The following is a 26,602-nucleotide window of genomic DNA, read 5'->3' as shown; positions in this document are numbered from 1 at the left end:
GTGTAAACCCTCCAATTCTTAACTACTATCATCTTACCATAAAACGCATTCAGCAAAGGAAATGGAAAATGAAAAACTTAATTCATAATCATTGGGACGAAATCCTGGGGCCGGTATTTGATAGTCCTCGCTACCGCCAACTACATGACTTTTTGAAACAAGAGTACCGGACGAAAATAATTTATCCGGAGATGCACCATATCTTTACCGCCTTTCAGTTAACCGATTTTGCCGACGTCAAGGTGGTTATTCTTGGTCAAGACCCATATCATAACCCCGGTCAAGCACATGGACTGAGTTTCTCAGTGCTACCGGGCGCACCAATTCCGCCATCACTGCGAAATATTTATAAAGAGTTGATGACGGATGTCCAGTTTAAGCCGGTTCAACACGGCTACCTGGCGGACTGGGCCAAACAGGGTGTGTTGCTGTTGAATGCCGTTTTGACCGTACCCGCCGGGCATGCTAACGGTCATGCTGGCAAGGGGTGGGAGCAAGTTACGGACGCCGCGATTGGCGCACTCAGTGCCCGCGGCCACGTGGTCTTCATCCTCTGGGGTAGTTATGCGCAGAAGAAGATCCCGTTAATCGACCAGACCCGAAATTTTATTTTACGTTCGGTTCATCCTAGTCCGCTGTCGGCGAGCCGCGGTTTCTTTGGTACACGGCCCTTTAGTAAGACAAATGAGTTTCTCAAATCATGGGGTGTCACGCCCATTGACTGGCAATTACCAGCGAAAGTTACTGCGTTAGATGAGCGTAAAAATTAACCTGCAAGCGATTCCAATAAATGATATAGTAAGATTAAATTATGACTAAGGAGAGCAAGTCAATGAATTTATTTGTAAGTTTGACTAATAAAATCAAGGGTAAGAACCTCAGTGTAGTTTTCCCGGAGGCGACAGACACGCGCGTGTTGGGCGCTGCTGTGAGATTGGCGCAAGATGAGTTATTACGGCCAGTACTGCTCGGTGATCCGACGGAGATCAAACGGGTGGCAGACGAAAAGAACTTCGACTTAAATAGCAGTGAGATTATCGACCCAAATAACTATGCTGACTATGAAGCGATGGTTGCGGCGTTCGTGGAACGGAGAAAAGGTAAGGCAACAAAGGAGCAGGCCGAGACGATTTTGCGTGACGAAACCTACTTTGGCACAATGTTGGTCTACATGGATAAGGCTGACTGCCTCGTGTCAGGTGCAGTGCACTCGACGGCGAACACCGTGCGCCCAGCGCTCCAAATTATCAAGACCAAGCCGGGCATGACGAGAACGAGCGGTGCATTCATTATGCAAAGAGGCGATGAGCGCTATCTCTTTGCTGATTGCGCAATTAACATCAACCCAAACGCACAAGAATTAGCGGAGATTGCCGTTCAGTCTGCGAAGAGCGCGGAGCTATTTGGTATCGAACCAATTGTCGGATTGCTGAGCTTCTCCACTAAGGGGTCTGCTAAGAGTGAAGAGGTAGAAAAGGTCGCCGAGGCAACGAAGATAGCACATGAATTAGCACCAGACTTGCAACTTGACGGTGAATTACAATTTGATGCTTCATTTGTACCAAGTGTTGCTGCCCAAAAAGCACCAGATTCAAAGGTTGCCGGTAATGTTAAAGTCTTCGTCTTCCCTGAACTACAATCTGGTAACATTGGCTACAAAATTGCACAACGGTTCGGTAACTTCGAGGCCATTGGTCCAGTTCTACAAGGGTTGAATAAGCCGGTCTCGGACCTTTCACGTGGTGCAAACGAGGAAGATGTCTACAAAACCGCGATATTAACGGCGGCACAAGCCTTAGATTAGGAAGAACAAAAGTGAAACAAATTACCATTGACTCAGCTTCTGCGATGCAGCAGTTGGGAGAACAAATTGGGCATAACTTGCGGCCCCATGACCTCTTGTTGCTTGAGGGGGACCTTGGTGCAGGCAAAACCACCCTGACGAAGGGAATAGCGCGCGCTCTAGGTATCAGACGTCCAGTTAAGAGCCCGACGTTCACCATCGTGCGTGAGTATCGTGAAGGCAAACTACCGCTTTTTCACATGGACATGTATCGCCTAGAGGATGGAGACACAGCCAGTCTAGACCTCGAGGCATACCTACAAGAAGATGGTGTTGTCATCATGGAATGGCCAAACTTTGTGCAAACGGAGCTCCCGCCGGAATACTTGACTATCGCGATTGAGCGCGATGACACCGACTTGGATTCGACTAGGAGAATTGTAAAGGTCAGCGCCACGGGACAGCGCTACGAAGAGCTACTTCAACAACTATGACAAAAAAACTAGTTCAACTCAGTTAATGAGTTGAACTAGTTTTTTGATGGGCTCGTCACTGAAATGTTCATCGTCGTGAATCAGAATCTGAGCACAAGCTAGGCTGTCCGAGAGGGCGTGGTGGTGGTGCTGTAAATCAATTTCAAGTGCCGCACTGATGGTGTTTAATTTATGATTAGGCAATTCTGGATGGAATTTTCTACTCGTTTTGAGTGTATCGAGCGCCAGGAAGTTTGGCCGGGCCAAACCATATTTATCAAGCATCGCCTGCAGGACCCTGATGTCAAACCGGGCATTGTGCGCCACAACCAGTGAATGGGGCGAGAATAGGGGACTGAAGCTCGGCCAGATTTCGTTGAATTTCGGTGCGGCCTGTACGTCTTCGGGGTGGATCCCATGAACCTGCACGTTTCGGTATTCAAACTGCTCCTCGGGGTTGATTAGTGAATAGTATTCATCAACCACCTTGTTGTCACGCACCATGACAAGAGCTATCGAGCAGGCGCTTGACGCAGAGCGGTTAGCTGTTTCGAAATCCATTGCAATAAAGTTCATTATTAAACCTCTAAGTCTTTCATTTCAAGTAAAATTGGTGCGTGGTCCGAACCCATAATCTGGTCTAGAATATCCGATTCCTTAACATTGATTGCTAGTCCCTTACTGAGACCGAAGTAGTCAATCCGCCAACCAGCGTTGTTTTTGCGGGCATTAAAGCGGTAGCTCCACCAAGAATACTTGACTTCCGTAGGGTGGAGCAATCTAAAGCTGTCGATGAAGCCGGCATCCAGTAGCGCAGTGAATTGGGCACGCTCTTCGTCGGAGAAACCAGCGTTGTGGTGGTTGGTCTGATTGTTCTTCAAGTCAATTGGTTCGTGGGCCACGTTTAGGTCACCACAGAAAATTACTGGTTTCTTTTCGTCCAGGTGAACCAGGTAGTCCTTGAAGTCGCGGTCCCAGACTGTCCGAAAACTCAGGCGCTTAAGCTTGTCCTGGGAATTCGGCGTGTAACAGGTCACAAAGAAGAAGTCTTTGTATTCGAGTGTGATGACTCGGCCCTCATCATCCCCAATCTCGTTGCCGATACCGTAGCTGACGGAGAGCGGCGTGTGTTTCGTGAAGATGGCCGTGCCGGAGTATCCCTTGCGCTTCGCAAAGTTAAAGTAGGTTTCGTAGCCAGGTAATTCTAATTCAACCTGCTCTTCTTGTAACTTGGTTTCCTGAATGGCGAAGAAGTCCGCATCCGTGGCGGTAAAAAATTCGGTAAAGTTCTTTTTCAGGATTGCGCGTAATCCGTTGACGTTCCAAGAGATAAATTTCATGTTTTGACTGCCTCCAGCGGTTTTCTAGAAGCTAGTATAACACAGTCATTTAGTAAACTTGCTAGTATAATTCCAATCCTTTTTTTGGTAATATAGACGTATTGAAATACGGGGGTAAATCATTTGCAATTACTAGACTTACTGCAAGAAGGAATCAATATTCAAGAGCACATTCCACTTAGTCGGTTTACGTTCACCAAAACCGGGGGACCAGCTGAATTTATCGCTTTTCCGCGGACAATCGAGCAGATTAAGCGGCTGATTGAGGTCACAAAGGAGAATGAAATACCACTCACTGTGCTTGGTAATGCTAGTAACTTGATTATCAGGGATGGGGGAATTAAGGGATTAGTGATTCTCTTAAACCAGATGAACCAGATAATTGCGCTCAGCGACCACCGGATCAAGGCTTATGCCGGTGCGCGGATTATTAATACAAGCGAAGCGGCCTACCGGCAGAGTTTAAGTGGCTTGGAGTTTGCTGCGGGGATTCCCGGTAGTGTAGGTGGGGCGGTCTACATGAATGCCGGCGCCTACGATGGCGAGATTAAGGACGTCTTGGAGTCTGTCACCGTCTTGACCCGGGACGACGAGTTGAAGACGTATACGAACGAAGAGATGAACTTCAGCTACAGGCACTCGCTGGTCCAAGAGAATGGGGCAGTCGTCTTATTCGCTATCTTCAAGCTGAAACCAGCCAAGAGCGAGCCGATTAGAACGAAGATGGACCACCTAAACGCACTCAGACGGGCGAAGCAACCACTAGAATATCCATCATGTGGTAGCGTCTTTAAACGACCCGCCGGCCATTACACTGGTCCGCTGATTATTGAAGCGGGCCTTCAGGGCAAGCAAATTGGTGGGGCCCAGGTATCCATGAAGCATGCCGGCTTTATCGTGAATGTGGATCACGCAACCGCGACTGACTACGTGAATTTGATTCACCTGATCCAAACCACAATTAAAGAAAAATACGATATTAATTTAGAAACAGAGGTTCGAATTATCGGACAAGAAATTTAAGGCAGGTGATCCAATTTGACGGTTCAATTATTAGAAGGGGTAGTCCTCTTGATTAGTTTGGTGGTTGTCTCAAACGTCATCAACCACTATTTTTCGGCAATCCCCACGAGTTTAATTCAGATTGGATTAGGACTAGTACTCGCGCTCACTTTTTCGATTACAATTCCGCTAAAAACCGATTGGTTTTTACTCCTTTTTGTTGCACCATTACTTTATAACGACGGCCGGACCTTCCCGAAGCAAGATCTCTGGTCTTTGAAACGGCCCATCATCATTAACTCGATCGTGTTGGTTTTCTTCACGACCTTTGTTGGTGGGGCAATCATCCACCTCTTAATTCCAAGCCTACCATATGCTGCTAGTTTCGCATTGGCGGCTATTTTGAGCCCAACGGATCCTGTCGCTGTTCATTCTATTACGAGTCAGGCCAAGCTACCAAAGTGGATTGTGAACTTGGTGGCTGGTGAAAGCCTGATCAATGATGCCAGTGGCCTGATTGGTTTCAAGTATGGGGTCGCTGCTACGATGACTGGCGTATTTTCGCTATTCGAAGCGGCAGGCGACTTCGTCTACATCAGTGTGGTCGGTGCATTGACCGGCTTTATCGCTATTTCGTTGATTCGCTATGCACTGCGTTCACTCATTAGGCGCGGTTTCAATGATGTAACAATCCTCGCCGTGATTAACTTCATTACCCCTTTTCTGATCTACTTGATTGCCGAATATCTCCACGCATCCGGCGTAATTGCCGTAGTGGTCGCAGGTATATTCACCGCATTACGCGGTCGTAATTACTTGGAGAGCGGCTCCGAGTATGTGGTGGTCACGAATAAAAGTTGGGAGATTATCGTTTACATTTTAAATGGCATGATTTTCCTAATTCTTGGGATCGAGTTGCCAGTAGCCATGAACCAGGCAATTCAAAATCCAGATATTCACACAGGTTATGCGGTTGCCTTGGTCTTTGCTATCTGGTTCATCCTGTTTCTCATCCGCGTGCTTTGGATTTACGGCTCGAACTTCGTTCAGTTTGTTTTCCAGAAAAGTCAGGGTAAAAGGGAACAGGTCACACTGTCCGATGCCCTATTATCGGGTTTAACCGGTGTACGGGGAGCAATCACGATGGCAGCGGCACTCTCTATTCCGCCCCTATTAAATAATGAACAGCCCTTTCCAAACAGACCGTTAATTCTGTTTATCGCTGCTGGTGTAATTGTCCTTTCGTTAGTCATGGCCGTGGTGCTCATCCCAATTCTGACTAAGCGTGCGTTTAAATTACAACTTAAGCAGACACTGGATGAAACGGTTGAGGAGAATGTCGCGCCGGCGGATTCGATGTCAGAAAAGGAAGCTAAGAACTACCTCTATAATAGTGCGGTTCAGGCTGTCGAGGAACAGAGACGCCAAAATGAGAATCAACGGGCAGCTCTTGATGTGATTGATGAATACCAGAAGCTCATTGCGAGCCTCATGCACGAGGAATTTGGCACGGAATCTGACCAGGCACAAGTGCTTTTGAAAGATGAGTTGACGCTTAGACGGGTCGGCTTTCGTGGTGAAGCAAGCACGCTAGAGTACTTGATGTACAACGGCCAAATCACCCAGAAAGTTTATCTGGAGTTACGGAAAGAATTAGCCGATGCGTTTGATGCCTTGACCAACCTGCATCAGGGCCGAGAGGTCAAACGGCTTAAGCGCATGTCGTATCATCTGAAACATTCTCGGGGCATATTGAGGAAGCAGTTCCAAAGCATGTTTAAATTGCGCGCTAAACAAAATCCGGAGAAGGCCTTTGCATCGAAGGAAATGGCTAAGAATGCATTGAAGTTTCTCTCTGATTTTTTAAGTGATGACAAACAAAAAGAACATCAGTATAATCAAAGGGTTGTTTACCGACTTGTGGTGGCCTACCGCCGTAAAATCGCCCAACTGAAGGCGAATGAACACGAGCAGAACAGCAACTATGATGCCCAAGTTTATCAGTTGAGAATAGTGGCCTTTGCTGCGCAACGAGCTGCTATCAGCAACTTGGTTGATGCTCGTAAGCTGGCGCCGACGCTAGCAGATAAATTACGACAGGAAGTTAATTTTGCGGAGAGCGCACTACAACTTACTGTTGATACTACTGAATAGAGGACGATGATTGTGGAACCAATTATTGAATTAAGAAATATTGGCAAAGAGTACGAGGACGGGTTCGTGGCACTAAAAGATGTGAACCTAGAGATAGAGAGTGGCAAAATTTACTCACTGCTGGGTCCGTCTGGTTCGGGAAAGACGACGATTTTGCAGATCATTGGCGGCTTCTCTAAACCAACAACAGGCTCCGTCTTGTTCGAGGGCAAGGATATCAGGAGCGTTGACGCAAGTAAGCGCCAGATTAACACGGTATTCCAAAACTACGGTATTTTCCCACACCTCGATGTCTACGATAACATTGCATTCGGGCTGGTCGTCCGAAAGCTACCAAAAGCGGAAATCGACGCTGCCGTGAAGGACGCGCTGAAGATGGTTCGCCTTGAGGGTTTTTCAGACCGAGACCCGGCAGAATTGAGTGGCGGTCAGAGACAACGTGTGGCAATCGCGCGCGCAATCGTCACGAAGCCTAAAGTGTTGCTGTTGGACGAGCCCTTATCTGCTTTAGACAAGCGTCTCAGAAAAGACATGCAATACGAATTACGGGAACTGCAAAAGCGCTTAGGGATTACCTTTATATTCGTGACCCATGATCAAGAAGAAGCGCTCGCCATGAGTGACGAAATCTTCGTTTTAAATGATGGTCAGGTGTTACAAAGTGGTACGCCGGTCGACATCTATGATGAACCAATCAACCACTTCGTAGCCGAATTTATCGGAGACTCGAACATTGTTCCCGGTAAGATGATTGCGGATTACCAGGTTGAATTTGTTAATCGACTTTTTGAATGTGCCGATGCCGGGATGCGGCCAAACGAGCGGGTTGAAGTAGTGCTCAGACCAGAGGATTTAGACATTACGACCGTGGAGCAGGGTAAGATTGTGGTGAAGGTGGAGACACAGCTGTTTCTGGGGGATCACTACGAAATTCTGGGAGTTGACGTAGACGATAACGAATGGCTGATTCACTCTACTAATCCAACAGAAGAAGGCAAAGAGGTGGGCCTTTTCTTCGAACCCGAGGATATTCATGTCATGCGCTTCGGCGAATCGGAGGAGGACTTCGATGCGAGACTGGAGGGGTACGAAGAAGATGATGAATAAGAGAAAATATTTTTTCCTTGCACCATACGTTTTATGGATCACCTTTTTTGTCGTGCTCCCGATTATCCTAATTACCTACCAATCCTTTACCGACATTGCTGGTAAGTTGACGTTGTCTAATTATGTCACATTCTTCACTAACGGGACCTTCTTAAAGATGACCCTCAGTTCGTTCTGGTATGCCTTCCTGATTACACTATTTGCACTGCTCATTAGCTATCCTGCTGCGTATATCTTAAGCACACTAAAACGCGCGCAACTCTGGTTACTGCTGATCATTCTCCCAACGTGGATTAATCTTCTGCTGAAGGCTTACGCATTCATCGGTATCCTGGGTCGGGATGGCATGGTCAACAGTTTCCTGGGTTTCTTCGGGGTGGCGCCTCAAGGGATGCTCTTCACAAGTTTTGCCTTCTTATTTGTGGCGACTTACATCGAGATTCCATTCATGATTCTACCAATCTATAATTCCGTCATCGAGCTTGATCCGGCGCTGCTACGGGCGAGTCAGGATTTAGGTGCGTCGAAGTTCCAGACTTTCAAAAAAGTTGTGTTGCCACTGACGCTGCCGGGTATCCAAGCAGGGGTTCAGGCAGTCTTCATCCCGTCACTCTCACTCTTCATGTTAACTAGGCTGATTGGTGGTAACAAGGTGATTACACTCGGTACCGCAATTGAGGAATACTTCTTGACGACGATGAATTGGGGCATGGGCTCCACCATCGGCGTGATTCTGATTGCTATCATGATTATCACGATGGTCTTCACTACCGACAGGAAAAAGAGAAATAGGAGGGTGAACTTCTAATGAAAAATATCAAGTGGGGTCGCATCTACTTATTTGTTGTCTTGGTGGTCCTTTACCTCCCAATTTTCTACCTGATTTTCTATTCATTCTCTACTGGTGAGCGAATGAGCAACTATCAAGGATTCACGTTCAGCCACTATGCGGATCTGTTCGCGGATAGCCGGCTGATCACGATTGTCATCAATACGATGATTATCGCATTGCTATCGAGCCTGATCGCCACAATCATTGGCACTCTAGGTGCCATTGCCATCAACCAGACCGTTTCGCGCCGCCAAAAGAATGTCCTGTTGACCCTCAATAACATTCTCTTGGTCTCGCCCGATGTCATCATCGGTGCAAGTTTTCTCATCTTCTTCACCGCACTCGGGATTGGTTTGGGCTTCGGCTCGGTCTTGTTTAGTCACATCGCATTCTCGATTCCAATTGTTGTTTTAATGGTTCTTCCCCGGTTAAAAGAAATGGATTCTGCATTAATTGATGTTGCTAAGGACCTTGGGGCAAGTGACATGCAGGTTTTGAGTCGTGTGCTGTTGCCATTCATTACTCCGGGAATTTTATCCGGCTTCTTCATGGCATTCACGTACTCACTGGATGACTTTGCCGTAACATTCTTTGTTACAGGTAACGGGTTCTCCACCCTGTCGGTTGAAATCTATTCAAGAGCACGTCAGGGAATCAATTTAGAAATCAACGCACTCAGTGCTTTGATGTTCGTTTTTGCCTTGATTCTCGTAATTGGTTATTACCTAATTAGCACTCATAATAGGTCGAAGAAAGATAAGAAACGGGCGACGGTTTCTGGGGTGGTACGATGAAAAAGTTAATGACTGCTACACTAGCCATCCTCCTCGTCTGCCTAGGATTGTTCTTCTGGACAAAAGCGTTGAATCCGCAGCAGAGTGGTGGTGGCGCTAAGTCTGTCACAATCTACAATTGGGGTGACTACCTCGATCCTGCGCTAATCAAGAAGTTTGAGCGGCAGACTGGCTATCGTGTCACCTATGAGACCTTTGATAGCAACGAGGCAATGTACACGAAGATTAAACAGGGCGGTACTAGTTATGACTTGGCTGTGCCGTCCGAATACATGATTGAGAAACTTCAAAAAGCTCATCTGCTCGAAGGAATTGACAAGAGTAAAATTAAAAATTTCAAGGAAATCGATCCTTTATTCCTCCATCGTTCCTTCGATCCGCAGAATAATTATTCCGTTCCTTATTTTTGGGGGACACTGGGAATTATCTATAACGATCAGATGGTTAAACCGGGCACGATTGAGCATTGGGATGATCTCTGGCACAGTCAACTAAGAAACAAGATCCTACTCGTGGATAGCGCGCGAGATATCATGGGCTTCTCGCTCGTTTCTTTGGGTTACTCAATGAATTCGACGAACCACGTACAGTTGAAACTGGCTCAAACCAAATTGAATGAGCTGAGTTATAATGTGAAGGCCATCGTTGCCGACGAGCTGAAAATGTACATGATTCAAAACGAAGCCGCGGTCGGCGTTACTTGGTCAGGTGAGGCCAGTGAAATGCTCGCTGCAAACAAGCACCTGCACTACGTAGTACCTTCAGAGGGAAGTAACCTTTGGTTTGACAACATGGTGATTCCAAAGACGGTGAAGAATAAGGCTGGTGCATACGCTTTTATCAACTTTATGCTTGAGCCAAAGAATGCCGCCCAAAATGCGGAATATGTGGGTTACGCGACGCCGGTCAAGCGGGCAAAGGAGATCCTACCAAAGAGCATTAGCTCCGATCAGCAGTTCTATCCTAGTGAGAAAACAATGGAAAAACTTGAAGTTTACCGTGACTTGGGGACGAAAATAGTTCAGGACTACAACGATTTGTTCCTTGAATTCAAAATGTATGTCAGATAGTTACTAGAAGACATGATTTGACGTGCTATAATATTTTACATAGACAGGAGAGATACATATGTTACAAGATTGGGCTCATCTTTTAACGCTACAGAACTTAATGAATTTGCTAGATATCTTGATTGTCTGGTATATTATTTATCGTTTAATCATGTTGGTGCGCGGCACGAAAGCGGTACAGTTAGTTAAGGGAATCGGCATCATTATCGTTATTCGACTGGCAAGCGGTTATTTGCAGTTACACACACTTGCCTACCTGGTCGATCAGATATTGGCCTGGAGTGTGATTGGTGTAATTGTCATCTTTCAACCAGAAATTCGCCGCGGCCTTGAACAGCTTGGTCGTGCCCCGATTTTTGGTGGAGCAAGCTTCTCTGAGAAGGAACAAAGCGAACAATTTGTGGAGCAGCTCGATAAGTCAATCCAGTACATGTCGAAACGCCGGATTGGTGCTTTAATCAGTATTCAACAGAAGACTGGCCTCGAGGATTATATCGAGACGGGTATTACAATCGATGCGGAGACTACCGGTGAATTGTTGATTAACATTTTCATTCCGAACACACCGCTCCATGATGGTGCCGTGATTATTCGTGACGGCCGAATCGCCGTTGCTGCGGCTTACCTACCATTGTCTGATAGTAATATGATTCCAAAGAATTTGGGCACTAGGCACCGGGCGGCTGTCGGTATTTCCGAAGTGACGGACGCCATCACTATTGTGGTGTCCGAGGAGACCGGTGGGGTAACCATTACGAAGAACAGTCAATTTATGGTTGATCTTTCGCGTGAGGATTACCTGAAGTACTTGCGCGCCCAGTTAGTCCCGGCGGCAGATGGTAAAGAACCTTGGTATCGGTCATTTCTTGATCGATTATGGAAATGGGGGTCGAAACAATGAAGAAACTGTTTGATAATCCCTGGATTTACCGGATTGTTGCACTTATTTTTACGATATTACTTTTCATCTACATCAATCAATCGCAGTTAACTTCGACGACGCCACAGAACCAGGAACAAACTACCAAAATGGCCACGAAGACGCAGTCTGTCAAAGTGACACTCCAAGTTAGCGCTAATACTGAGAAATACTTTGTGACAGGTTATCCGGAGAAGGTGACCGTCAAGTTGGAGGGTCCGAGCGCGCTGGTCACGTCGACGGTGAATACAATGAACTTTCGGGCCTTCATTGATTTATCGAAATTCAAGACGGGCAAGTACAATGTGCCGATCGAAATCTCTGGACTGAATAACCAAATTACATATTCGGTTAAACCGGCGCGGGTAGATGCGACCATTCAGACCAAGAAGTCGAAGAACTTCCCCATTCAGATTGTTTACAGCAAGGATGGCGTGCCAGACGGCTACGAAGTGGGAACGGCGAAGGCTGCGCCTAGCGTTGTCGCTGTAACGGGCCCGAAGAGTGAGATCGAACAAGTAGATCATATCGAGGCGAAGATTAGCGTACCTAAGGGTGCCACGCAGACCATTGACCAGGAGGTGATGCTGGTCGCAGTTGATCAGGATGGCAGACAGCTCAATACTATTTTGACCCCGGCAACGACGCACGTCACGGTCCCAATTGTCTTACCGTCAAAGACTGTGAAGGTAAAGCTCACGCAGAAGAATGGCGAGTCCGATAAGGTCTACGCGTTGACGACTGACACTGCCCGGGTACGCATTTACGGTCATACTGCTGATCTAAAAGAGATCGAGGAGATTTAGGTACCAGTCGATTTGACGAACCAAAGTGTCGATTATGAAGACACGTTCACGCTCAAGAAACCAACTGGTGTGGTTAAAATTGACCCGGCAAAAATAAAAGTAAACGTAAAGATAAAAGGAAACGATTAGGGAAGGTAACTAACGATGACAAAATATTTTGGTACTGATGGAGTTCGCGGAGTCGCAAATGAGGGACTGACGCCAGAATTAGCATTTAAACTTGGGCGTGACGGCGGATACGTCCTCACGCAGCAAAAAGAAGATCAGTCAAGGAGACCAAAAGTATTAGTTGCCCGGGATACACGTATTTCTGGTGAGATGCTTGAGTACTCCCTGATTGCGGGATTGCTCTCTGTGGGGATTGAGGTCTTGAACCTCGGTGTGATCTCTACCCCAGCTGTGGCGTACTTGGTGAAGGCACAGGATGCGGATGCTGGTATCATGATTTCGGCCTCACACAACCCTGTTGAGGACAATGGAATCAAGTTCTTTGGTGGAGATGGTTACAAACTATCAGATGCTACCGAAGAGAAGATTGAGGCGTTATTAGATACACCTGAAGACGTTTTGCCGCGTCCGTCTGCTGACGGGCTAGGTAGTGTCGAGGAGTATCCGGAGGGTGCATCGAAATATCTCCAATTTATCGAACAGACCATTCCAGATGACGTCGCGGATATTAAAGTGGTCGTTGATGCCGCAAATGGTGCTACTAGTTCATTAGTGAGCCGGCTCTTTGCGGACGTTGATGCGGACTTCGAGACCATTGCTGATCACCCGAACGGCTTGAACATCAACAACCAGGTGGGCTCAACCCATCCTGAGCAGTTACAGGCTGCCGTGGTGGAGAAGGGGGTACAGATTGGGTTGGCCTTCGATGGTGACGGTGACCGGTGTATCGCTGTGGATGAGAATGGTGCGATTGTCGATGGTGACAAAATCATGTATATTCTCGGTAAGTTCATGAGCGAGAAGGGGCGTTTGAAACAAGATACGATTGTGACAACCGTCATGAGTAATCTGGGCCTGTATAAGGCTATTGACGCGGCTGGTCTTAACTCAGTCCAGACACAGGTCGGAGACCGCTACGTTGTCGAAGAGATGAGAAAAGATGGCTACAACATCGGTGGTGAGCAATCCGGTCATATCGTCTTATTCGATTATCACAATACTGGTGATGGCATGCTAACTGGTTTACATCTGCTCTACGTGATGAAAGAAACTGGTAAGAAACTCAGTGAGTTAGCTGCACCCGTGAAGACCTACCCACAGAAATTGGTCAACATTAAGGTGACAGATAAGAATGCTTGGGAGAATAATGAGGCGATTCAAGCCGTGATTGACACGGTGGAAAAGGAAATGAACGGTGAAGGTCGCGTGTTAGTTCGTCCTTCAGGAACCGAGTCTTTGCTGCGTGTGATGGCCGAGGCAGCAACCAAAGAGTTGGTTGAGCAATATGTAAACCGAATTTGTGACGTCGTCCGGGCCGAGATTGGTATTAATGAATAACTTACAAGAGGAGTTACCACTCGAACTGGTTGTTGATGACGATATTATTCTTAGAGTAAAAAAACCGGAATTTGCGCTGGAGCTCTTTACACTAATTCAGGTGCAAAGAGACTACTTACTGGAATGGTTGCCCTGGGTCGAGCACGTCACTTCGCCCGCTGCGCAGGAATTATCGCTCAGGCAATTTTACAATGCCACCATGAAAGGTGAGGCTTACGAGACTTTAATTTTCTACAAGGGACAAGTGGCTGGCAGCCTAAGTTTCAACGAGATATCACACCTCAATCACCAGGCCGATATTGGATATTGGCTGAGTGCGGACCTAAAGGGACGGGGAATTATGACCAAGAGTGTAGCCAAGTTGATTAAGTTTGGCTTTGGCCAACTCAAGCTCCATAAAATTACGTTAGTGGCTGCAGTTGAAAACCAGCCCAGCAATGCCGTGGCTAAGCGGGTCGGTATGACGCTCGAGGCGACACTGAGGGAGCAAATTCTCCTTAAGTCAGGTTATCATGACGTCAATTATTACAGTATTTTCGCATAAAAAAAGTTTCTCGACTCTCTAATCAGAGAATGAGAAACTTTTTTTGGTGCTAGCAATATTTAGTTTAGTTACTAAATTTATATTTCGTAGGAATACTCTTGCTTCGTTCGATTAAGCCGAAGATGATGGCACCAGCTGCACACATCACAAACTCGGTGAGCATCAGTCCGGCATACGTAATCCAAAATGGTGCGCCGGCAATGTACTTCAGCTCGAGCGCAATCATGAACATGCTGAGGGCGCCAACGACTGGCACGACAGCTAAGCGGGCCCAGTAATTCTTGATCAGGCGGCTAATTAAGTAGCTACCGCCCGTGATAACTAGTGTATTTGCTGTACCGACAATCAGGTCAACCGCGGCGAGGCTGCTGAACATGTTGACGATGAAGCAGCCGATGGTCACAGACCAAACATAACGCTTGTTGAAGACGGCAATTGCGTTGGTCATCTCGGCGAAGCGGAATTGGAGCGGTCCAAAGCTCAGGGGCAGGAATAAGAGTCCGAGGGCAACATAGAGGGCTGCGACCAGACCCATCTTGGTTAGTTCTAACGTTTTTTCTTTCATCACAAAATTCTCCTTAGTTTTTTATTGTGGGGTGGTTACGAACCACAGTGTGATAACTTGACCTATTTTACAGAAATTTAACAAAACTGCAAGTTCTCACAGAATCATCCTACAAGAAACCGCTTTTTCCGTTATACTAGTACTAATTGAATTGATAGGAGTTAATAATGACAATTAAATTAATCGCCACAGATATGGATGGCACACTACTGACAGACCAAAAGGAAATTTCACCTGCAGCACTCGCGGCAATCGCCGCCGCACGCGCAAAGGGTGTTAAGGTAGTGCTCGCGACTGGTCGGCCATTACCTGGTGTAGCGCGCTATGTACAGCAATTAGGATTGAGCGGTGAGGATGAATACGTCTTGACTTACAACGGCGCGTTCGTCCAGAACCTCGCGGGTAATCCCGTAATCGAGCATCCGCTGGGCTATCAGGACTTCAGTCGTTGGAATGAACTAGCGGTGCAGAATCAGACATACCTACACTTCGAGACGCTCAACCACTTCTACACGCCAAATGCCGACATGAACCTCTACATTTCGATGGAAAGTTTCCTGACTCACATGCCAATTAGATATCGGCGCCCGGAACAGATTCCCACTGGCATTGAGATTAGTAAGATCATGATCACAGATGAGCCTAGTAAGCTCACGCAATTCATTAAGCAGGTTCCAGCTAGCATGTATGAGGATTATCAACTTACACAGAGCGAGGATTTCTTCTTTGAGATAAACAGCAAGGACGCATCAAAGGGAACCGGCGTACTAGAATTAGCTCAAAAACTAGGAATTGCCCCAGATGAGGTGATGATTCTTGGCGATCAAGGAAACGACCTCTCGATGTTTAAACAACCCGACTTCTTAAAGGTAGCCATGGGTAACGCCATTCCAATGATCAAGGAGCATGCGACATATGTGACGGCGACGAACGAGGATGATGGGTTTGCTAAAGCTGTGCGTAAATTTGCGCTGGGCGAATAACCACTAAAAAAAGCAGCATTACTGCAGCTTGATGTTACCGTTAACTGTACTCAGAGTGACGTTGTTAGCCGGTAATTGTCCGACTTGGCCAAGCGTCTGACCTTTGTTGTAGTCCGTGATCTTGGCATTTTTGGGTAGAAGCACGCGCCCCGTCTTCGAGGTTACGTCGAATTGATAAGCAGTTTCTGTTGGGAAAGCGACCTTAATCTGGCCGCTTTTTTCTTCAACCCGCAAATCACCAGTAAGCTGATTGAAATCTAGCCGTACGTTTCCGGAACGGCACAAAATCTTCCCTGCTCCTGCGATATTTAAGGCACGAATATAACCACTCTGGGTTTTCAGGTCGAAGAACTTTGCCGTGACATCCTCTAGACGAATGTTGCCGCTGGTGCAGTTGGTGACCAAGGTTTCGGCTATGATGTCTGTCAGTTTCAGATTACCGCTCTTCATGGTGATGACGAATTGATTGGCCGTTCCTTGAACGTGCACGTCTTGTAAGCGCACGTTGCCACTCTTGCCGTTAATGTGGAAATCCGTCGTCTTAATGTGCTGTGCTTTTAAATTACCGCTCTTCGCATCGACCTGAATTCGTTTCACATCCAGGTCGGTTAGTCTGATGTTGCCCGAATTAATCGTGAGATCGAATAGTATATCGGAGTGTAACTTGGTGACGATCACGTTACCCGTACTTGAGGTTAGTGAGAAGAAGCCGGCAAAACTCTGGGGAAGTGAAATTTCAATTCTGTTCCGCAGGATGCCCACGATTTTACGTGGCCCCTGCTCGATTTGGAGTACATTACCAACCTTGCTCGGAGTTGAGAACAATCCCTTGATTTCTCGCGACATGAATTCCCGGACCGTCAACTTATTATCGGTAGTTGGTAAAATTAGGATGTTCCCGAGGTGGAAATTCAGGTGCAGCTCCGAAATATTCTGGAGCTCGACGCTATAGGAATTAACTAGTTCTAGGCTGTTCAAGCGCCGATTGATCTGTGAATAGAGGTTGAAGCTCTTCGAGTAGTCGACCTCTTGCTCACCAATAAACTTGAGTAATTGGTCAAGATCACTCGCGTTCTCGATGGCAATCGCCACTGCCTCTTCCTCGGTGTGGCCTGAAGCCACCTTCTGCTGCACGAAGTTATTCATATCTTCCTCAATCGATTCACGCAGGTCAGCCAATTCATCAGTTTTCGGGTATTGCCCGAATTTGTTATCTAAAAAATCATTAATATTCATATTATCTCCTTGCAAAATTCCACTAAATCTCTTATACCTAGAATACTGTAAATTTATTTTTTTACTAGTGAAATGACGTAAGATGGCTGAAAAAATGCGTGAAATTACGTTATTATTGCGTCAAATGCACGTGAACGGCAGAAAATTAGATCGGTGAGGTAGATTCATTTGAGTAAGAAAGAAAAGATCGCATTATCCCTCGGATTAGTGGTACTGGTGTTAATCTTCATCAGTTCATCTATGACATACCAACAGCAAAATATCCAAAGTGACTTGCAACCATTCTGGCCACCATTCACCCGGTTCCTCAACTCATTCAGCTTTGTCTATGCAGGTGAGAAACATTCGCTTGCTCTCGATGGCTATGCCGGATATCTGGAGTTTATCTTGCGTAAATTGGCCCACTTCGCCTCATATTTTCTGATGGGTGCCTTCTTCTACTATGGGTTACGACGCCTCATTAAACACAATTTCTTCCCGGCACTCATCATCTGGCTCGCGATGACCGGCTTAGCCGCATTTGATGAATACCACCAGGCGATTACCGGTGGTAGAACTCCGAGCGTCCACGACGTGATGCTTGACAGTTTCGGTGCAGTAGTAGGCATTCTGCTTGTTGGCCTAATTATTTTCGTGGTGTGGCGTCATCACGAACGAAAAAAACTGGCTGAAAACTAGCAGAGTCATTGAATGTACGAATCTGTTTTGCTATTATTATTAAGGTTAACAAAAAATTGAAATGAAAGAAGGAGACCAAATGTCAGGACATTCAAAATGGCACAATATACAGGGCCGCAAAAATGCTCAAGACGCAAAAAGAGGTAAAATTTTCCAGAAATTATCTCGTGAAATTTACATGGCTGCAAAGAGTGGTGGTCCTGACCCTTCAGGTAATCCTTCTCTTCGTTTAGTATTAGATAAGGCCCGTTCAGCGAACATGCCAAAGGACAATATCCAACGGGCAATCAAGAAGGCAGAGGGTGGCGATGCCACTCACTACGACGAGATTACGTACGAAGGATATGGCCCAGCAGGTGTTGCAATCTTTGTCCAGGCGTTGACAGATAATAAGAACAGAACCGCCTCAGACGTGCGGGTTGCTTTCACTAGAAACGGTGGTAGTCTCGGCGCAACCGGTTCCGTCTCTTACATGTTTGACCGCAAGGGTTACATCGTGATTGATCGGACAACAACGGATGCAGATGAGGACACCGTCTTGATGGACATCATGGATGCTGGTGCGGATGATTTGCAGACAAGTGATGAAGCATTTGAAATATATACCGATGCCAAAGATTTCACGGCTGTCCGTGATGCACTCGAGCAAGCCGGCTATCAGCTTGCCGTCTCAGAACTAACAATGATTCCACAGAACAGCTTGGAAGTACCAGCAGACGAGCTTGAGAAGCTACAACACCTTGTTGACGCGCTCGAAGATAGTGATGATGTGCAAGATGTTTATACTTCAGCATCAAACTTAGAGGAATAAGAATTACATATTACATTTAGACACAGAATTAGATCAGATGAGTAATCATCTGATCTTTTTTTGCGCTGGCAAAAGTTTTACGCATTTTTCTGCGTATTTATTAATGTGACTAGAAAAAAGGAGGGACAAATGAAGGTACAAGAATTATTCAAACAGCTGGTTAGTGCAGCACAGGCCCAGGAGGTCAGCGATATCTACTTTCTCGTCGATGGTGAAGAATACGTCGTGAAATTTAAAGAGATTGCTGGCTTAAGCACATACCGCCGCATGCAGTTAGATTTAGGTGGTGAGTTGATTAATTACCTGAAATATCACGCCCGCATGGATATTACGGAGCACAGGCGCCCGCAGGTCGGGTCGTTTCAATTGCCAGAGAAGTCCTGTTACTTACGGTTGTCTTCCGTTGGTGACTTTCACGGCCGTGAGTCTTTGGTCGTCCGGATAATCTATCGGATGCGAGCTTCAAAATATTTCTTTCCAACAGATTTTACGCGTCTGGTAGAAGTCTGTCAGGGACGTGGTTTGGTACTGACCAGCGGACCAACAGGATCGGGCAAAACAACGCTGATGTACCAGTTGGCGAGAGAGGTCGGGCAGGACAAAATGGTGATGTGTATGGAGGATCCTGTTGAGATAGAGGAGCCCAGCTTTTTCCAAACGCAGATTAACTTGGGCGCAGGAATTACATATCCCGAGCTTTTAAAGGCGGCATTGCGTCACCGACCAGATATTCTGATTATTGGTGAGATTCGCGATAGTGTAACGGCTCAATTAGCTGTGCGAGCAAGTTTAAGTGGCCATTTAGTATTGGCTACCATTCATGCAATGAGTACGAAGGGCACGGTAATGCGTCTTTTGGAACTAGGCGTCAGTGAGTTGGAGTTAATTAATGCGCTTCGTGGTCTCACGTATCAGCGTTTAATTAAGTCAACGGATGACGAACTTAATTGTCTCATTGATGTGGGTAGTGGACCGGACCTAATGCAGGTGATTGAGCAACCAGAGCAGGGATTCTTTACTTGGTCTGCGAGATTAACCCAACTGATGGAAGAAGGGAAATTAAGTGAACAAAACGCCGCAAGCTTTGAGTTTGGGTAAATGGAACACTACTGACCGCATCAAGCTATTAGAGAATATCACTCTGCTCCTAGACAACGGGTTCTCCTTAAATGAGGGCTTGCAGGCCTTGCCGGGAATTTGGCATCAGCGTGAGCATGAATTGTTCCGAATAAACGAATTGATGCGCCAAAACAGGCATTTTGCGCTGATTCTTGCCGAAATTGGTTTCTCTTTGACCACGACGACCCAGATTGGAATGGCACTTGAGGAAGGTACATTGAGACAGTGTCTCCGTCAACTAACGGGCGTGCTGGTTCTGAGACGAGAGCAGATGAAGAAGATTAAGCAAGAGATGGCTTATCCTGTTGTGATTATTGTGATGATGAGTTTTTTAATGATCTTTATGCGCGTTTTTATGGGGAACTACCTCCCGAAGAGTCCCACAGCTGATTGGCAAAAAATTCTGTGGCTATTACTGGGTGTGGGTATTTTAGTGATTATCTATTGTGTCTACTACGCAATAAAGTCGATTAACGAACAGAGCTATGCCCAATTGCTAGTGCTTAGAAGTTGGCCTGTTATTGGCAAGATGGTCTTAAGGTACGCCCAATACCTCATCTTGTTTAATTTAAATATTCTCCTCAGCAATGGTTTTTCGTTGCAGGATATCTGTGGTTTCGCCCTGAAACAGCCCGCGGGCTCCTTGCAGTATCAATTGGGATTAAACGTCAAGCAAAAGCTGGTTGCGGGGCGTACACTACAGGAGATTATCACTGCGGAACCATTTCTGAGCGATGAGCTATTATTTGTCGTCAATACCGGGAGTGAGCGAATAGTGGTGGCGCGACAGATAAAAATACTTGAAGTAATTGCCTATGAAGAGCTATCTGCTGGTCTTCAAAGACTCAGCTTGAAGATTCAACCACTAAGTTTCATCGTGATTGGCATCGGTATCTTAACAATGTATTTAAAGTTGTTGATGCCGGTCTATAGTATGATGCAGGGATTTTAATTAAATCAGTTAACGAAAGAGGAGTATCTAAGTGAGAAAAATAGAGTGGAACAATTTAGGTAAGAGTAAACGAGTTGGCGGCTTTACGCTCATCGAAATGGTGATCGTGGTCCTGATCATCGCGATGTTAACGGTATTGATTCTCCCAAATGCCGCGAAGCAAAAAGGAATCGCCGAACAGAAAACGGATACCGCTTTTATTCAGACAATTCAATCACAGATTGACATTGTAGATACGGAATCCGAAAGAATTTCTTTTGCAGCATTGAAAGAGAATAAACATATCACAAATGAGCAATATAACAAATTGCAGGATGGGTACGTACTAAATGCGGATGGAACAGTTGCTAAAAAAGGAGACAGCTAAGGGTTTTACACTGATTGAAAGCATGGTCACTCTTTTTATCGTGACTCTTTTAATACTGGTACCAGCCGTGGAGCTCACCGGGATGAAGAGAAGTGTAGAACGCCAGCAGACCGTAACGACATTTGTGACCCAATTTGAACAGGCGAAGAAGATTGCTGAAATAAGCAATAGCAGCGCATTAATTCGCTACTACCCAACTAGTCGGAAAATAGTGGTTGCTCAAGCTGGCACAACGAAGCTGCTGGTGAGAATACCAGATCAAATGCAGGTCTTTGGCCTAACGAGCGCACTGAATATTGGCAATGATGGTTACGTCGCACCAACCACCATTACCTTTACAGATGGCTCCTGGAGTAGAAAAATCACGATTCAGATGATGTGGGGTGAGCTGATTGTGGCGTAGATTAGAGGGAATGATTCTGGTTGAGACGATGACCGCCCTAGTCGTCCTAACCATTGGAATCGGTTTTTTAGAGTTAAATATTGCCCAAACGAAACAAATTTTGCTGGCACAGAATCAACGGGTAGATGTTTATCTGGCGGCTAGAATGATGAGGCTAGGTAGGCTTGAGTCAGTCACGGTGCACGACCGAGAATACACTGAATGGGACGTACAAGCGATTCTAACGAAAAGTAGTGAGTAAGCTGATGAAGAAATTACGTGGATTTACGCTGATTGAGAGTGTGATTGCCCTTTTCTGCCTGACCCTGGTCGTGCTACTGCTCGCTAGTAACCTACAGCTTATTAAGCACGCAAACGAGTTCCTCCCGCAGAGTAACGATGTGGCGTATGCTTATGTTAAACTTGATAATTTTCTCCAAAAAGATGGTGGATTCTCGATCGATACCGAGAATTCGACCAGTAAGAAAATGGTTATTCAAAAGAGCCGACAAAAGGAACCAGGAATCACTGTTTCTTATGTGGTGGAATTTTACCAGTCGATGATTCGTGTTCGTGGCAATTCGAGTGGTCATATGCCGTTAATTGTTAAAATTTCTAGTGCTACTTTCAGAATTTGCGATGATGGTTTTCAAATTAGTTTGAGGGAACGAAATGGACAAGTTAGTGAGTTATATTTTAAAGCGAGTTTACTTGAACAGACAACTTAAGGTTCGGGGAAGTGTCATGGTTAGCGCGGTCCTGGTGCTTATTTTGAGCCTGGTCCTCTGGCAGATGTATTACCAGAACTTTGTTGCTATATTGCATGAAAATCAGTTATTAATTACCAATCTCCACAAATGATTAAAGTCATTTCTTGCGTCTCTTATGTCTAATTTGTACAATTGAGCATAGTGAGGTAATTAAATGAAAGCAATTGAAACAATCTACCCTGAATTTGAGCAGGCCGTGAAACTGCTACGGACCGAGTTGAACTCGGACTTTACCACGGCACTCGTTGAGACGTTTGATAACCTGGAGCACCAAACCGTTAAGGTTGACGAGGGAGCGCCGTCAGTCGAAGGTGTAAAACAACTGACGGATGCGTATGCTAAGTTAAATTATGATACGCTCTCTGTAGCGAATAAGGAAACACTGCTTTATTTACTAACGCTGACCGCGGTTAGCCATGATGGTTATGATGAGAACCAGCAAATTACACCGAAATATTTAGCGATGGTAATCGCGATGTTAGCCGAGAAGTTTGTGCCCGATTTAACCGGCAAGAGTATTCTGGATCCAGCAGTTGGGACAGGGACCCTTTTATTAGATGTCCTTAATGAATACAAAGCTAATAAGCGACAGGAACTTAGAGTTAGTGGGATTGACAACAACGCTGATTTACTTGACCTGGCGGATGTCAGGGCATTGGTTGCAAAACAGCCAATCGATCTCTATCATCAAGATGCGCTTGAACCGTGGCTGGGGGATGCACCTGACGTTGTTATTTCTGACTTGCCAGTGGGCTATTATCCGCTTGATGAACGGGCGAAGAAATTTGTTAATGCGCGGCCAACCGGCCACTCTATGGCACATGAATTACTAATTGAACAGATTGTCCTGCATCTCAACCAAAACGGGTTTGCCTTTTTGGTAATTCCTGAGTTATTATTAAAAGGAGAAAACGCTACCAACTTCATTGGCTGGTTAGCCAAAAATGTTTATCTTCAAGCAATTATTGATTTACCAGATGATTTGTTTACGGAACGGAATAAACGTCGGGCGATTATGGTCTTGCAAAACCACGGGGATGACGCACACCAGCCAAAGAATATTCTTTTAGCTAAAATAGGTTCTTTACGTAAGCCAGAATCTCTGGTTGAATTCAATTATGAGCTAAATGAGTGGTACAAAAATAACTTAGGATAGCAGGTACATGATTATGCAAAAAATATTAGCAATTAATTCCGGGAGCTCTTCATTCAAATTCAAGTTATTTGAAATACCTAGTGAAGAGGTTATCACATCAGGAATTGCCGAACGCGTGGGAATCGATGGTTCATTCTTTGAGATTAAGTATCAGGGCCAGAAACAACATTTTGACGTAGCCATTCCCGACCAAGAAGCAGCCGTGAACCTGTTATTACACCATTTAACTGAAATGAAGATTGTGGCTGATCTTGCTGAAATTAAAGGTGTGGGGCACCGGATTGTGGCCGGCGGTGAGGACTTCAAAGAGAGTACCATTATCGATGAGACAAATTTGCAGAAAATTTACGACTTAGCCCAATATGCACCACTGCATAATCCTGCAGAGGCACGCGGTATTGAGGCATTTATGAAGATGTTGCCTGGGGTGCCTCAGGTTGGTGTGTTCGACACGTCATTTCATACCTCGATGCCAATGATTAATTATCTTTATTCCCTACCATATGAATATTATGAAAAATATGGTGCAAGAAAGTATGGTGCACACGGCACGAGCGTACGTTACGTAGCACATCGTGCAGCTGAATTGATGGGAAGAGATATCAGTGAGTTGAAACTCATCGTTTGTCACCTCGGTTCCGGTGCCTCGGTGACCGCAGTTCAGGGTGGTAAGTCGCTCGATACATCAATGGGTTTCACACCGCTAGCGGGTGTGACGATGGGCACCAGAACTGGCGACATCGATGCCTCGCTGATTCCGTTTCTGATGAAGAAACTAAATCTATCCAGTGCACAAGAATTGATTGATATTTTCAACAATAAATCTGGTCTCCTGGGTATTTCCGGTGTTTCACCTGATATGCGTGACGTTGAAGCTACATTTGATCAACCTCGTTCTCGTTTAGCACACGATATCTTCATCAACCGGATTGTACGCTATATCGGCCAGTATGTCTTTGAAATGGGCGGTCTCGACGGTTTGATTTTCACCGCCGGGATTGGAGAACATAGTATCGACATTCGGGACCACATCGTACGGGGACTAGACTTCTATGGTGCCCGGATGGACTGGGATGCGAACATCGCATCGGGCGAACGGTTTATTAACACACCCGAATCAACCGTGAAACTACTGGTTGTGCCAACGGATGAAGAGTTAATGATTGTTCGAGACGTGATCGCACTAACTAAATAGATTATTGAGAGGATTGTTCAGTTGAACGATCCTTTTTTATATTAATAGCGCACAATTGAGGAGTATGAGTAACTTTATTGGTATAATTGGGTCAAGCATTAGGAATCTACTGCCATAATCCCCACAACAGAGGAGACACGATGATAGAAATTACAAACCTTAGTAAGCATTATGGCGAAAAAGCAGCGCTGGCTAATGTTTATTTGACCTTTAGCGACAACAAGATATACGGTTTGCTGGGCTCAAACGGTGCCGGTAAGACAACGCTGATGAAGATTATCGCGAACAGACTGTTCCAAACGGCTGGTACGGTGACGGTCCAGGGTCAACCCGTGCTGGAGAATGAACGGGTACAGCAGAATATCTTTTGTGTGACAGAGAATGATAAGTACCCGAAGGATATCAAATTAAAAAATCTGTTGGTCTGGGAATCCCGTTTCTTTCCTGATTTTGACTTGGATTATGCGAAAGACTTGGCGCAAAAGTTCGATCTGGATTTGAATAAGAAGACGAACAGTCTTTCGACGGGCTACTACACGATACTAAAAGTGGTTGTGGCCCTAGCTAGCAAAGCCAAAATTATGATTCTGGATGAGCCCGTGCTGGGAATTGATTCACTCTACCGTGAGTTATTTTACGAAGTGCTATTAACGCACCACCGGCAGTACCAAAACCTGATCATCATTTCGACGCACTTGATTGAAGAGGTGGAACCCGTTCTTCAGGAGGTTGTGATTATCGATCGGGGACGGATTATCAAGCAAGGTACACTCCAGGAAATCGCTGAAAACGAGAGTTTAAATCAGGCTTATGTGAATATTCTGAAAGGGGTGCGTCATGGATAAGAAACGGTTGAAGTATCTCATCCTCTATCATGTGAATTCGGCTAAGTACCTTTTGGCAATTCTGGCACTGATTATGGGGATCAATTTGGCACTTGGCCTCATCTTCAAAAATGTGCAAAATCCGGTAGGCTCGATTGAGATTGCGGCGTTTGGCTTCGCTCTTTTCGTAGGATATGAACTATTTGGTGAGGCGTTCTCATTTGCGCTGATCAACGGTATTTCGCGGAAGACCTATTATCTCGCTAACATCATCTCTACTGTGATTTTAAGTGTGATTCTGGGAGTCGTCACAGCTGCAACCACCTGGCTCTCAATTAAATTTGCCAACAATCTAATTCTGTACACTCTGCTTTACGGCGAGAATATTCTGGGTTTGTTTATCTGGTGTGTGGCGGCGATGTTTGTGCTAATCACACTGCTGCACTTTACCGCACTCGTTGTCTACCGGTTGAGCAAAAGGGCGAAGTACATCGTGTTGACGGTGGCCGTATTGTTAGGGCCGGCAATTTATCTGTTGAACTACGCTTTCACCGGGCTGAATGCGGCATTAGCCAGATTTGGACTGTTATTACTGGGCTTTTCGAGGACAGGACAGCTAGCACCAAATCCGTTTCTAGCAGCGGGCATGTTCACTAGCTTGGCAGTCTGCGTGCTTCTGTTATCGTGGCTGTTCTTGCGCCGGGTTGAGGCAAAGTAAATCTGAAATTTAGAGGAGAAATCATGTCAGCACCAAGTTATATTTATTTATTAATCAGCCTCCTGCTGGTTATCTTTACGATTTGGCAGAGGAGGACAATCAAGTATCCGGCGAGGAGAAGTCTAGTAGTGCGCCTAATTTGGCTGACTTTAGCACTTGTCATGGCAGCAGTTGTTCTCCTCAATGGGCGCAACAGCGACACAATTGTTGGAGGAATCTTCATCACCGTCTTCTTATTGACCCTATTTCTTTGGTATCCTGGTTTAGGCGAGTGGGGAGTTTTAACCTCGCTCCGTCAAATTCAGTCGTACCAGGCGTTCACGAAGTATGAGCTGAAAGAACTGAGCCCCGGTTTAACGGAGGTCCAACTTTTCCGTGGGGATGTGTTAATTACCGCCCTCAAAATCAAGGGTAAGGTGGAGATTGTAGCGCGGTTTCTTAGCCGTAAAATCAAGCCGACTGCAGAACGATAAATTAGTAATCCCTAGCGGTTTATGCTATACTTTATTAGCAAAT

General features: G+C 45.8%; 31 protein-coding genes and 1 riboswitch. Of the genes, 27 read left to right on the top strand and 4 right to left on the bottom strand.

The features are described from left to right. Positions 1–68 precede the first annotated feature (68 nt). From FC62_RS02215 to tsaE, 3 genes are all read left to right on the top strand, one after another. Positions 69–770, top strand: coding sequence for a uracil-DNA glycosylase (locus FC62_RS02215; RefSeq protein ID WP_054745962.1), 702 nt, complete (start codon positions 69–71; stop codon positions 768–770). Positions 771–832: 62 nt separating this feature from the next. Beyond that, positions 833–1,804: a phosphate acetyltransferase gene (gene pta / locus FC62_RS02210; protein ID WP_056945988.1), complete on the top strand. Its 972-nt coding sequence runs from the start codon at positions 833–835 to the stop codon at positions 1,802–1,804. An 11-nt stretch (positions 1,805–1,815) separates the two neighbouring features. Further along, positions 1,816–2,277: a tRNA (adenosine(37)-N6)-threonylcarbamoyltransferase complex ATPase subunit type 1 TsaE gene (gene tsaE, locus FC62_RS02205; RefSeq protein ID WP_054745964.1), complete on the top strand. Its 462-nt coding sequence runs from the start codon at positions 1,816–1,818 to the stop codon at positions 2,275–2,277. Between the two features lie 18 nt (positions 2,278–2,295). On the opposite strand, the gene FC62_RS02200 is transcribed toward tsaE, so the two are convergent. Together FC62_RS02200 and FC62_RS02195 are read right to left on the bottom strand one after the other, a co-directional pair. Beyond that, positions 2,296–2,832: a 3'-5' exonuclease gene (locus FC62_RS02200; RefSeq protein WP_054745966.1), complete on the bottom strand. Its 537-nt coding sequence runs from the start codon at positions 2,830–2,832 to the stop codon at positions 2,296–2,298. A gap of 2 nt (positions 2,833–2,834) precedes the next feature. After that, a complete protein-coding gene (locus FC62_RS02195; protein ID WP_056945989.1) occupies positions 2,835–3,596 on the bottom strand; it encodes an exodeoxyribonuclease III in 762 nt (253 codons plus the stop codon). Between the two features lie 123 nt (positions 3,597–3,719). Between FC62_RS02195 and murB the strand changes: the two genes are divergently transcribed. From murB to FC62_RS02145, 10 genes are all read left to right on the top strand, one after another. Then, complete coding sequence (gene murB / locus FC62_RS02190; RefSeq protein WP_056945990.1) at positions 3,720–4,619, top strand: UDP-N-acetylmuramate dehydrogenase; 900 nt, start codon at positions 3,720–3,722, stop codon at positions 4,617–4,619. 15 nt (positions 4,620–4,634) lie between these two features. Next, a complete protein-coding gene (locus tag FC62_RS02185) occupies positions 4,635–6,752 on the top strand; it encodes a Na+/H+ antiporter (protein ID WP_056945991.1) in 2,118 nt (705 codons plus the stop codon). 12 nt (positions 6,753–6,764) lie between these two features. Continuing rightward, positions 6,765–7,859, top strand: coding sequence for an ABC transporter ATP-binding protein (locus FC62_RS02180; protein ID WP_141322551.1), 1,095 nt, complete (start codon positions 6,765–6,767; stop codon positions 7,857–7,859). Then, positions 7,852–8,667, top strand: coding sequence for an ABC transporter permease (locus FC62_RS02175; RefSeq protein WP_056946406.1), 816 nt, complete (start codon positions 7,852–7,854; stop codon positions 8,665–8,667). The genes FC62_RS02180 and FC62_RS02175 overlap by 8 nt, the downstream gene beginning before the upstream one ends. Continuing rightward, positions 8,667–9,485: an ABC transporter permease gene (locus tag FC62_RS02170; protein ID WP_054745974.1), complete on the top strand. Its 819-nt coding sequence runs from the start codon at positions 8,667–8,669 to the stop codon at positions 9,483–9,485. Before FC62_RS02175 ends, FC62_RS02170 begins: the two co-directional genes overlap by 1 nt. Further along, the gene (locus FC62_RS02165) at positions 9,482–10,555 is read left to right on the top strand and encodes an ABC transporter substrate-binding protein (protein WP_054745976.1); all 1,074 of its coding nucleotides are present in this window, start codon (positions 9,482–9,484) and stop codon (positions 10,553–10,555) included. The genes FC62_RS02170 and FC62_RS02165 overlap by 4 nt, the downstream gene beginning before the upstream one ends. Positions 10,556–10,613: 58 nt before the next feature. Then, entirely contained in the window at positions 10,614–11,456 is an 843-nt protein-coding gene (gene cdaA / locus FC62_RS02160) for a diadenylate cyclase CdaA (protein ID WP_056945992.1), read from the top strand. Beyond that, positions 11,453–12,280, top strand: a complete 828-nt coding sequence (locus FC62_RS02155) for a CdaR family protein (RefSeq protein ID WP_236693759.1) — start codon at positions 11,453–11,455, stop codon at positions 12,278–12,280. The genes cdaA and FC62_RS02155 overlap by 4 nt, the downstream gene beginning before the upstream one ends. A 144-nt stretch (positions 12,281–12,424) precedes the next feature. Next, the gene (glmM, locus tag FC62_RS02150; protein ID WP_056945993.1) at positions 12,425–13,786 is read left to right on the top strand and encodes a phosphoglucosamine mutase; all 1,362 of its coding nucleotides are present in this window, start codon (positions 12,425–12,427) and stop codon (positions 13,784–13,786) included. Next, positions 13,779–14,330, top strand: a complete 552-nt coding sequence (locus FC62_RS02145; protein ID WP_056945994.1) for a GNAT family N-acetyltransferase — start codon at positions 13,779–13,781, stop codon at positions 14,328–14,330. Before glmM ends, FC62_RS02145 begins: the two co-directional genes overlap by 8 nt. Before the next feature lie 64 nt (positions 14,331–14,394). Here the strand turns inward: FC62_RS02145 and FC62_RS02140 are convergent, their stop codons facing one another. Continuing rightward, positions 14,395–14,895 (bottom strand): QueT transporter family protein, encoded by a 501-nt coding sequence (locus tag FC62_RS02140; protein ID WP_056945995.1) that lies wholly within the window; start codon positions 14,893–14,895, stop codon positions 14,395–14,397. A 7-nt stretch (positions 14,896–14,902) separates the two neighbouring features. Then, positions 14,903–14,947: riboswitch (PreQ1 riboswitch) on the bottom strand. 115 nt (positions 14,948–15,062) lie between these two features. Here FC62_RS02140 and yidA point away from each other — a divergent pair. Further along, the gene (yidA, locus tag FC62_RS02135; RefSeq protein WP_054745985.1) at positions 15,063–15,878 is read left to right on the top strand and encodes a sugar-phosphatase; all 816 of its coding nucleotides are present in this window, start codon (positions 15,063–15,065) and stop codon (positions 15,876–15,878) included. An 18-nt stretch (positions 15,879–15,896) separates the two neighbouring features. On the opposite strand, the gene FC62_RS02130 is transcribed toward yidA, so the two are convergent. Further along, positions 15,897–17,114, bottom strand: coding sequence for a DUF4097 family beta strand repeat-containing protein (locus tag FC62_RS02130; protein WP_056945996.1), 1,218 nt, complete (start codon positions 17,112–17,114; stop codon positions 15,897–15,899). Positions 17,115–17,282: 168 nt separating this feature from the next. Here FC62_RS02130 and FC62_RS02125 point away from each other — a divergent pair, with 168 nt between their 5' ends. The 13 genes from FC62_RS02125 (at position 17,283) to FC62_RS02065 (ending at position 26,559) form a co-directional block, all read left to right on the top strand. Further along, on the top strand, positions 17,283–17,792 hold the full coding sequence (locus FC62_RS02125) for a VanZ family protein (protein WP_056945997.1): 510 nt from the start codon (positions 17,283–17,285) through the stop codon (positions 17,790–17,792). 79 nt (positions 17,793–17,871) lie between these two features. Next, positions 17,872–18,603 carry a YebC/PmpR family DNA-binding transcriptional regulator gene (locus FC62_RS02120; RefSeq protein ID WP_054746019.1) on the top strand — a complete coding sequence of 244 codons (732 nt, stop codon included), beginning with the start codon at positions 17,872–17,874 and terminating at the stop codon, positions 18,601–18,603. Positions 18,604–18,732: 129 nt separating this feature from the next. Continuing rightward, positions 18,733–19,701, top strand: a complete 969-nt coding sequence (gene comGA / locus FC62_RS02115) for a competence type IV pilus ATPase ComGA (protein ID WP_054745988.1) — start codon at positions 18,733–18,735, stop codon at positions 19,699–19,701. Next, the gene (locus tag FC62_RS02110) at positions 19,667–20,674 is read left to right on the top strand and encodes a type II secretion system F family protein (RefSeq protein WP_056945998.1); all 1,008 of its coding nucleotides are present in this window, start codon (positions 19,667–19,669) and stop codon (positions 20,672–20,674) included. Before comGA ends, FC62_RS02110 begins: the two co-directional genes overlap by 35 nt. A 31-nt stretch (positions 20,675–20,705) precedes the next feature. Continuing rightward, on the top strand, positions 20,706–21,041 hold the full coding sequence (locus FC62_RS02105; protein WP_056945999.1) for a competence type IV pilus major pilin ComGC: 336 nt from the start codon (positions 20,706–20,708) through the stop codon (positions 21,039–21,041). Next, entirely contained in the window at positions 21,019–21,444 is a 426-nt protein-coding gene (locus FC62_RS02100; RefSeq protein ID WP_056946000.1) for a type II secretion system protein, read from the top strand. The genes FC62_RS02105 and FC62_RS02100 overlap by 23 nt, the downstream gene beginning before the upstream one ends. Beyond that, complete coding sequence (locus FC62_RS02095) at positions 21,434–21,685, top strand: type IV pilus modification PilV family protein (RefSeq protein ID WP_141322550.1); 252 nt, start codon at positions 21,434–21,436, stop codon at positions 21,683–21,685. Before FC62_RS02100 ends, FC62_RS02095 begins: the two co-directional genes overlap by 11 nt. 4 nt (positions 21,686–21,689) lie before the next feature. Next, positions 21,690–22,151, top strand: a complete 462-nt coding sequence (locus FC62_RS02090) for a prepilin-type N-terminal cleavage/methylation domain-containing protein (protein WP_056946002.1) — start codon at positions 21,690–21,692, stop codon at positions 22,149–22,151. 196 nt (positions 22,152–22,347) lie between these two features. Beyond that, the gene (locus FC62_RS02085; protein WP_054745995.1) at positions 22,348–23,349 is read left to right on the top strand and encodes a class I SAM-dependent methyltransferase; all 1,002 of its coding nucleotides are present in this window, start codon (positions 22,348–22,350) and stop codon (positions 23,347–23,349) included. A 13-nt stretch (positions 23,350–23,362) separates the two neighbouring features. Beyond that, positions 23,363–24,544: an acetate/propionate family kinase gene (locus tag FC62_RS02080; RefSeq protein WP_056946003.1), complete on the top strand. Its 1,182-nt coding sequence runs from the start codon at positions 23,363–23,365 to the stop codon at positions 24,542–24,544. Between the two features lie 140 nt (positions 24,545–24,684). Next, positions 24,685–25,389, top strand: coding sequence for an ATP-binding cassette domain-containing protein (locus FC62_RS02075; RefSeq protein WP_056946004.1), 705 nt, complete (start codon positions 24,685–24,687; stop codon positions 25,387–25,389). Beyond that, positions 25,382–26,086, top strand: coding sequence for a hypothetical protein (locus FC62_RS02070; protein WP_056946005.1), 705 nt, complete (start codon positions 25,382–25,384; stop codon positions 26,084–26,086). Before FC62_RS02075 ends, FC62_RS02070 begins: the two co-directional genes overlap by 8 nt. A 23-nt stretch (positions 26,087–26,109) precedes the next feature. Further along, positions 26,110–26,559, top strand: a complete 450-nt coding sequence (locus FC62_RS02065; protein WP_056946006.1) for a hypothetical protein — start codon at positions 26,110–26,112, stop codon at positions 26,557–26,559. Positions 26,560–26,602: the final 43 nt, after the last annotated feature.

Source organism: Amylolactobacillus amylotrophicus DSM 20534, assembly GCF_001434555.1.
GTDB lineage: Bacteria > Bacillota > Bacilli > Lactobacillales > Lactobacillaceae > Amylolactobacillus > Amylolactobacillus amylophilus.
This window is presented reverse-complemented; position numbering and strand designations above follow the sequence as displayed.

Excerpts from the sequence above, each read along its gene's own strand:
- FC62_RS02215 (WP_054745962.1), top strand. The coding sequence starts at position 69 with ATGAAAAACTTAATTCATAATCATTGGGACGAAATCCTGGGGCCGGTA.
- pta (WP_056945988.1), top strand. The coding sequence starts at position 833 with ATGAATTTATTTGTAAGTTTGACTAATAAAATCAAGGGTAAGAACCTC.
- FC62_RS02200 (WP_054745966.1), bottom strand. The coding sequence starts at position 2,832 with ATGAACTTTATTGCAATGGATTTCGAAACAGCTAACCGCTCTGCGTCA.
- FC62_RS02195 (WP_056945989.1), bottom strand. The coding sequence starts at position 3,596 with ATGAAATTTATCTCTTGGAACGTCAACGGATTACGCGCAATCCTGAAA.
- FC62_RS02175 (WP_056946406.1), top strand. The coding sequence starts at position 7,852 with ATGAATAAGAGAAAATATTTTTTCCTTGCACCATACGTTTTATGGATC.
- FC62_RS02170 (WP_054745974.1), top strand. The coding sequence starts at position 8,667 with ATGAAAAATATCAAGTGGGGTCGCATCTACTTATTTGTTGTCTTGGTG.
- FC62_RS02165 (WP_054745976.1), top strand. The coding sequence starts at position 9,482 with ATGAAAAAGTTAATGACTGCTACACTAGCCATCCTCCTCGTCTGCCTA.
- cdaA (WP_056945992.1), top strand. The coding sequence starts at position 10,614 with ATGTTACAAGATTGGGCTCATCTTTTAACGCTACAGAACTTAATGAAT.
- FC62_RS02155 (WP_236693759.1), top strand. The coding sequence starts at position 11,453 with ATGAAGAAACTGTTTGATAATCCCTGGATTTACCGGATTGTTGCACTT.
- glmM (WP_056945993.1), top strand. The coding sequence starts at position 12,425 with ATGACAAAATATTTTGGTACTGATGGAGTTCGCGGAGTCGCAAATGAG.
- FC62_RS02145 (WP_056945994.1), top strand. The coding sequence starts at position 13,779 with ATGAATAACTTACAAGAGGAGTTACCACTCGAACTGGTTGTTGATGAC.
- FC62_RS02140 (WP_056945995.1), bottom strand. The coding sequence starts at position 14,895 with ATGAAAGAAAAAACGTTAGAACTAACCAAGATGGGTCTGGTCGCAGCC.
- yidA (WP_054745985.1), top strand. The coding sequence starts at position 15,063 with ATGACAATTAAATTAATCGCCACAGATATGGATGGCACACTACTGACA.
- FC62_RS02130 (WP_056945996.1), bottom strand. The coding sequence starts at position 17,114 with ATGAATATTAATGATTTTTTAGATAACAAATTCGGGCAATACCCGAAA.
- FC62_RS02120 (WP_054746019.1), top strand. The coding sequence starts at position 17,872 with ATGTCAGGACATTCAAAATGGCACAATATACAGGGCCGCAAAAATGCT.
- comGA (WP_054745988.1), top strand. The coding sequence starts at position 18,733 with ATGAAGGTACAAGAATTATTCAAACAGCTGGTTAGTGCAGCACAGGCC.
- FC62_RS02090 (WP_056946002.1), top strand. The coding sequence starts at position 21,690 with ATGAAGAAATTACGTGGATTTACGCTGATTGAGAGTGTGATTGCCCTT.
- FC62_RS02085 (WP_054745995.1), top strand. The coding sequence starts at position 22,348 with ATGAAAGCAATTGAAACAATCTACCCTGAATTTGAGCAGGCCGTGAAA.
- FC62_RS02080 (WP_056946003.1), top strand. The coding sequence starts at position 23,363 with ATGCAAAAAATATTAGCAATTAATTCCGGGAGCTCTTCATTCAAATTC.
- FC62_RS02075 (WP_056946004.1), top strand. The coding sequence starts at position 24,685 with ATGATAGAAATTACAAACCTTAGTAAGCATTATGGCGAAAAAGCAGCG.
- FC62_RS02070 (WP_056946005.1), top strand. The coding sequence starts at position 25,382 with ATGGATAAGAAACGGTTGAAGTATCTCATCCTCTATCATGTGAATTCG.
- FC62_RS02065 (WP_056946006.1), top strand. The coding sequence starts at position 26,110 with ATGTCAGCACCAAGTTATATTTATTTATTAATCAGCCTCCTGCTGGTT.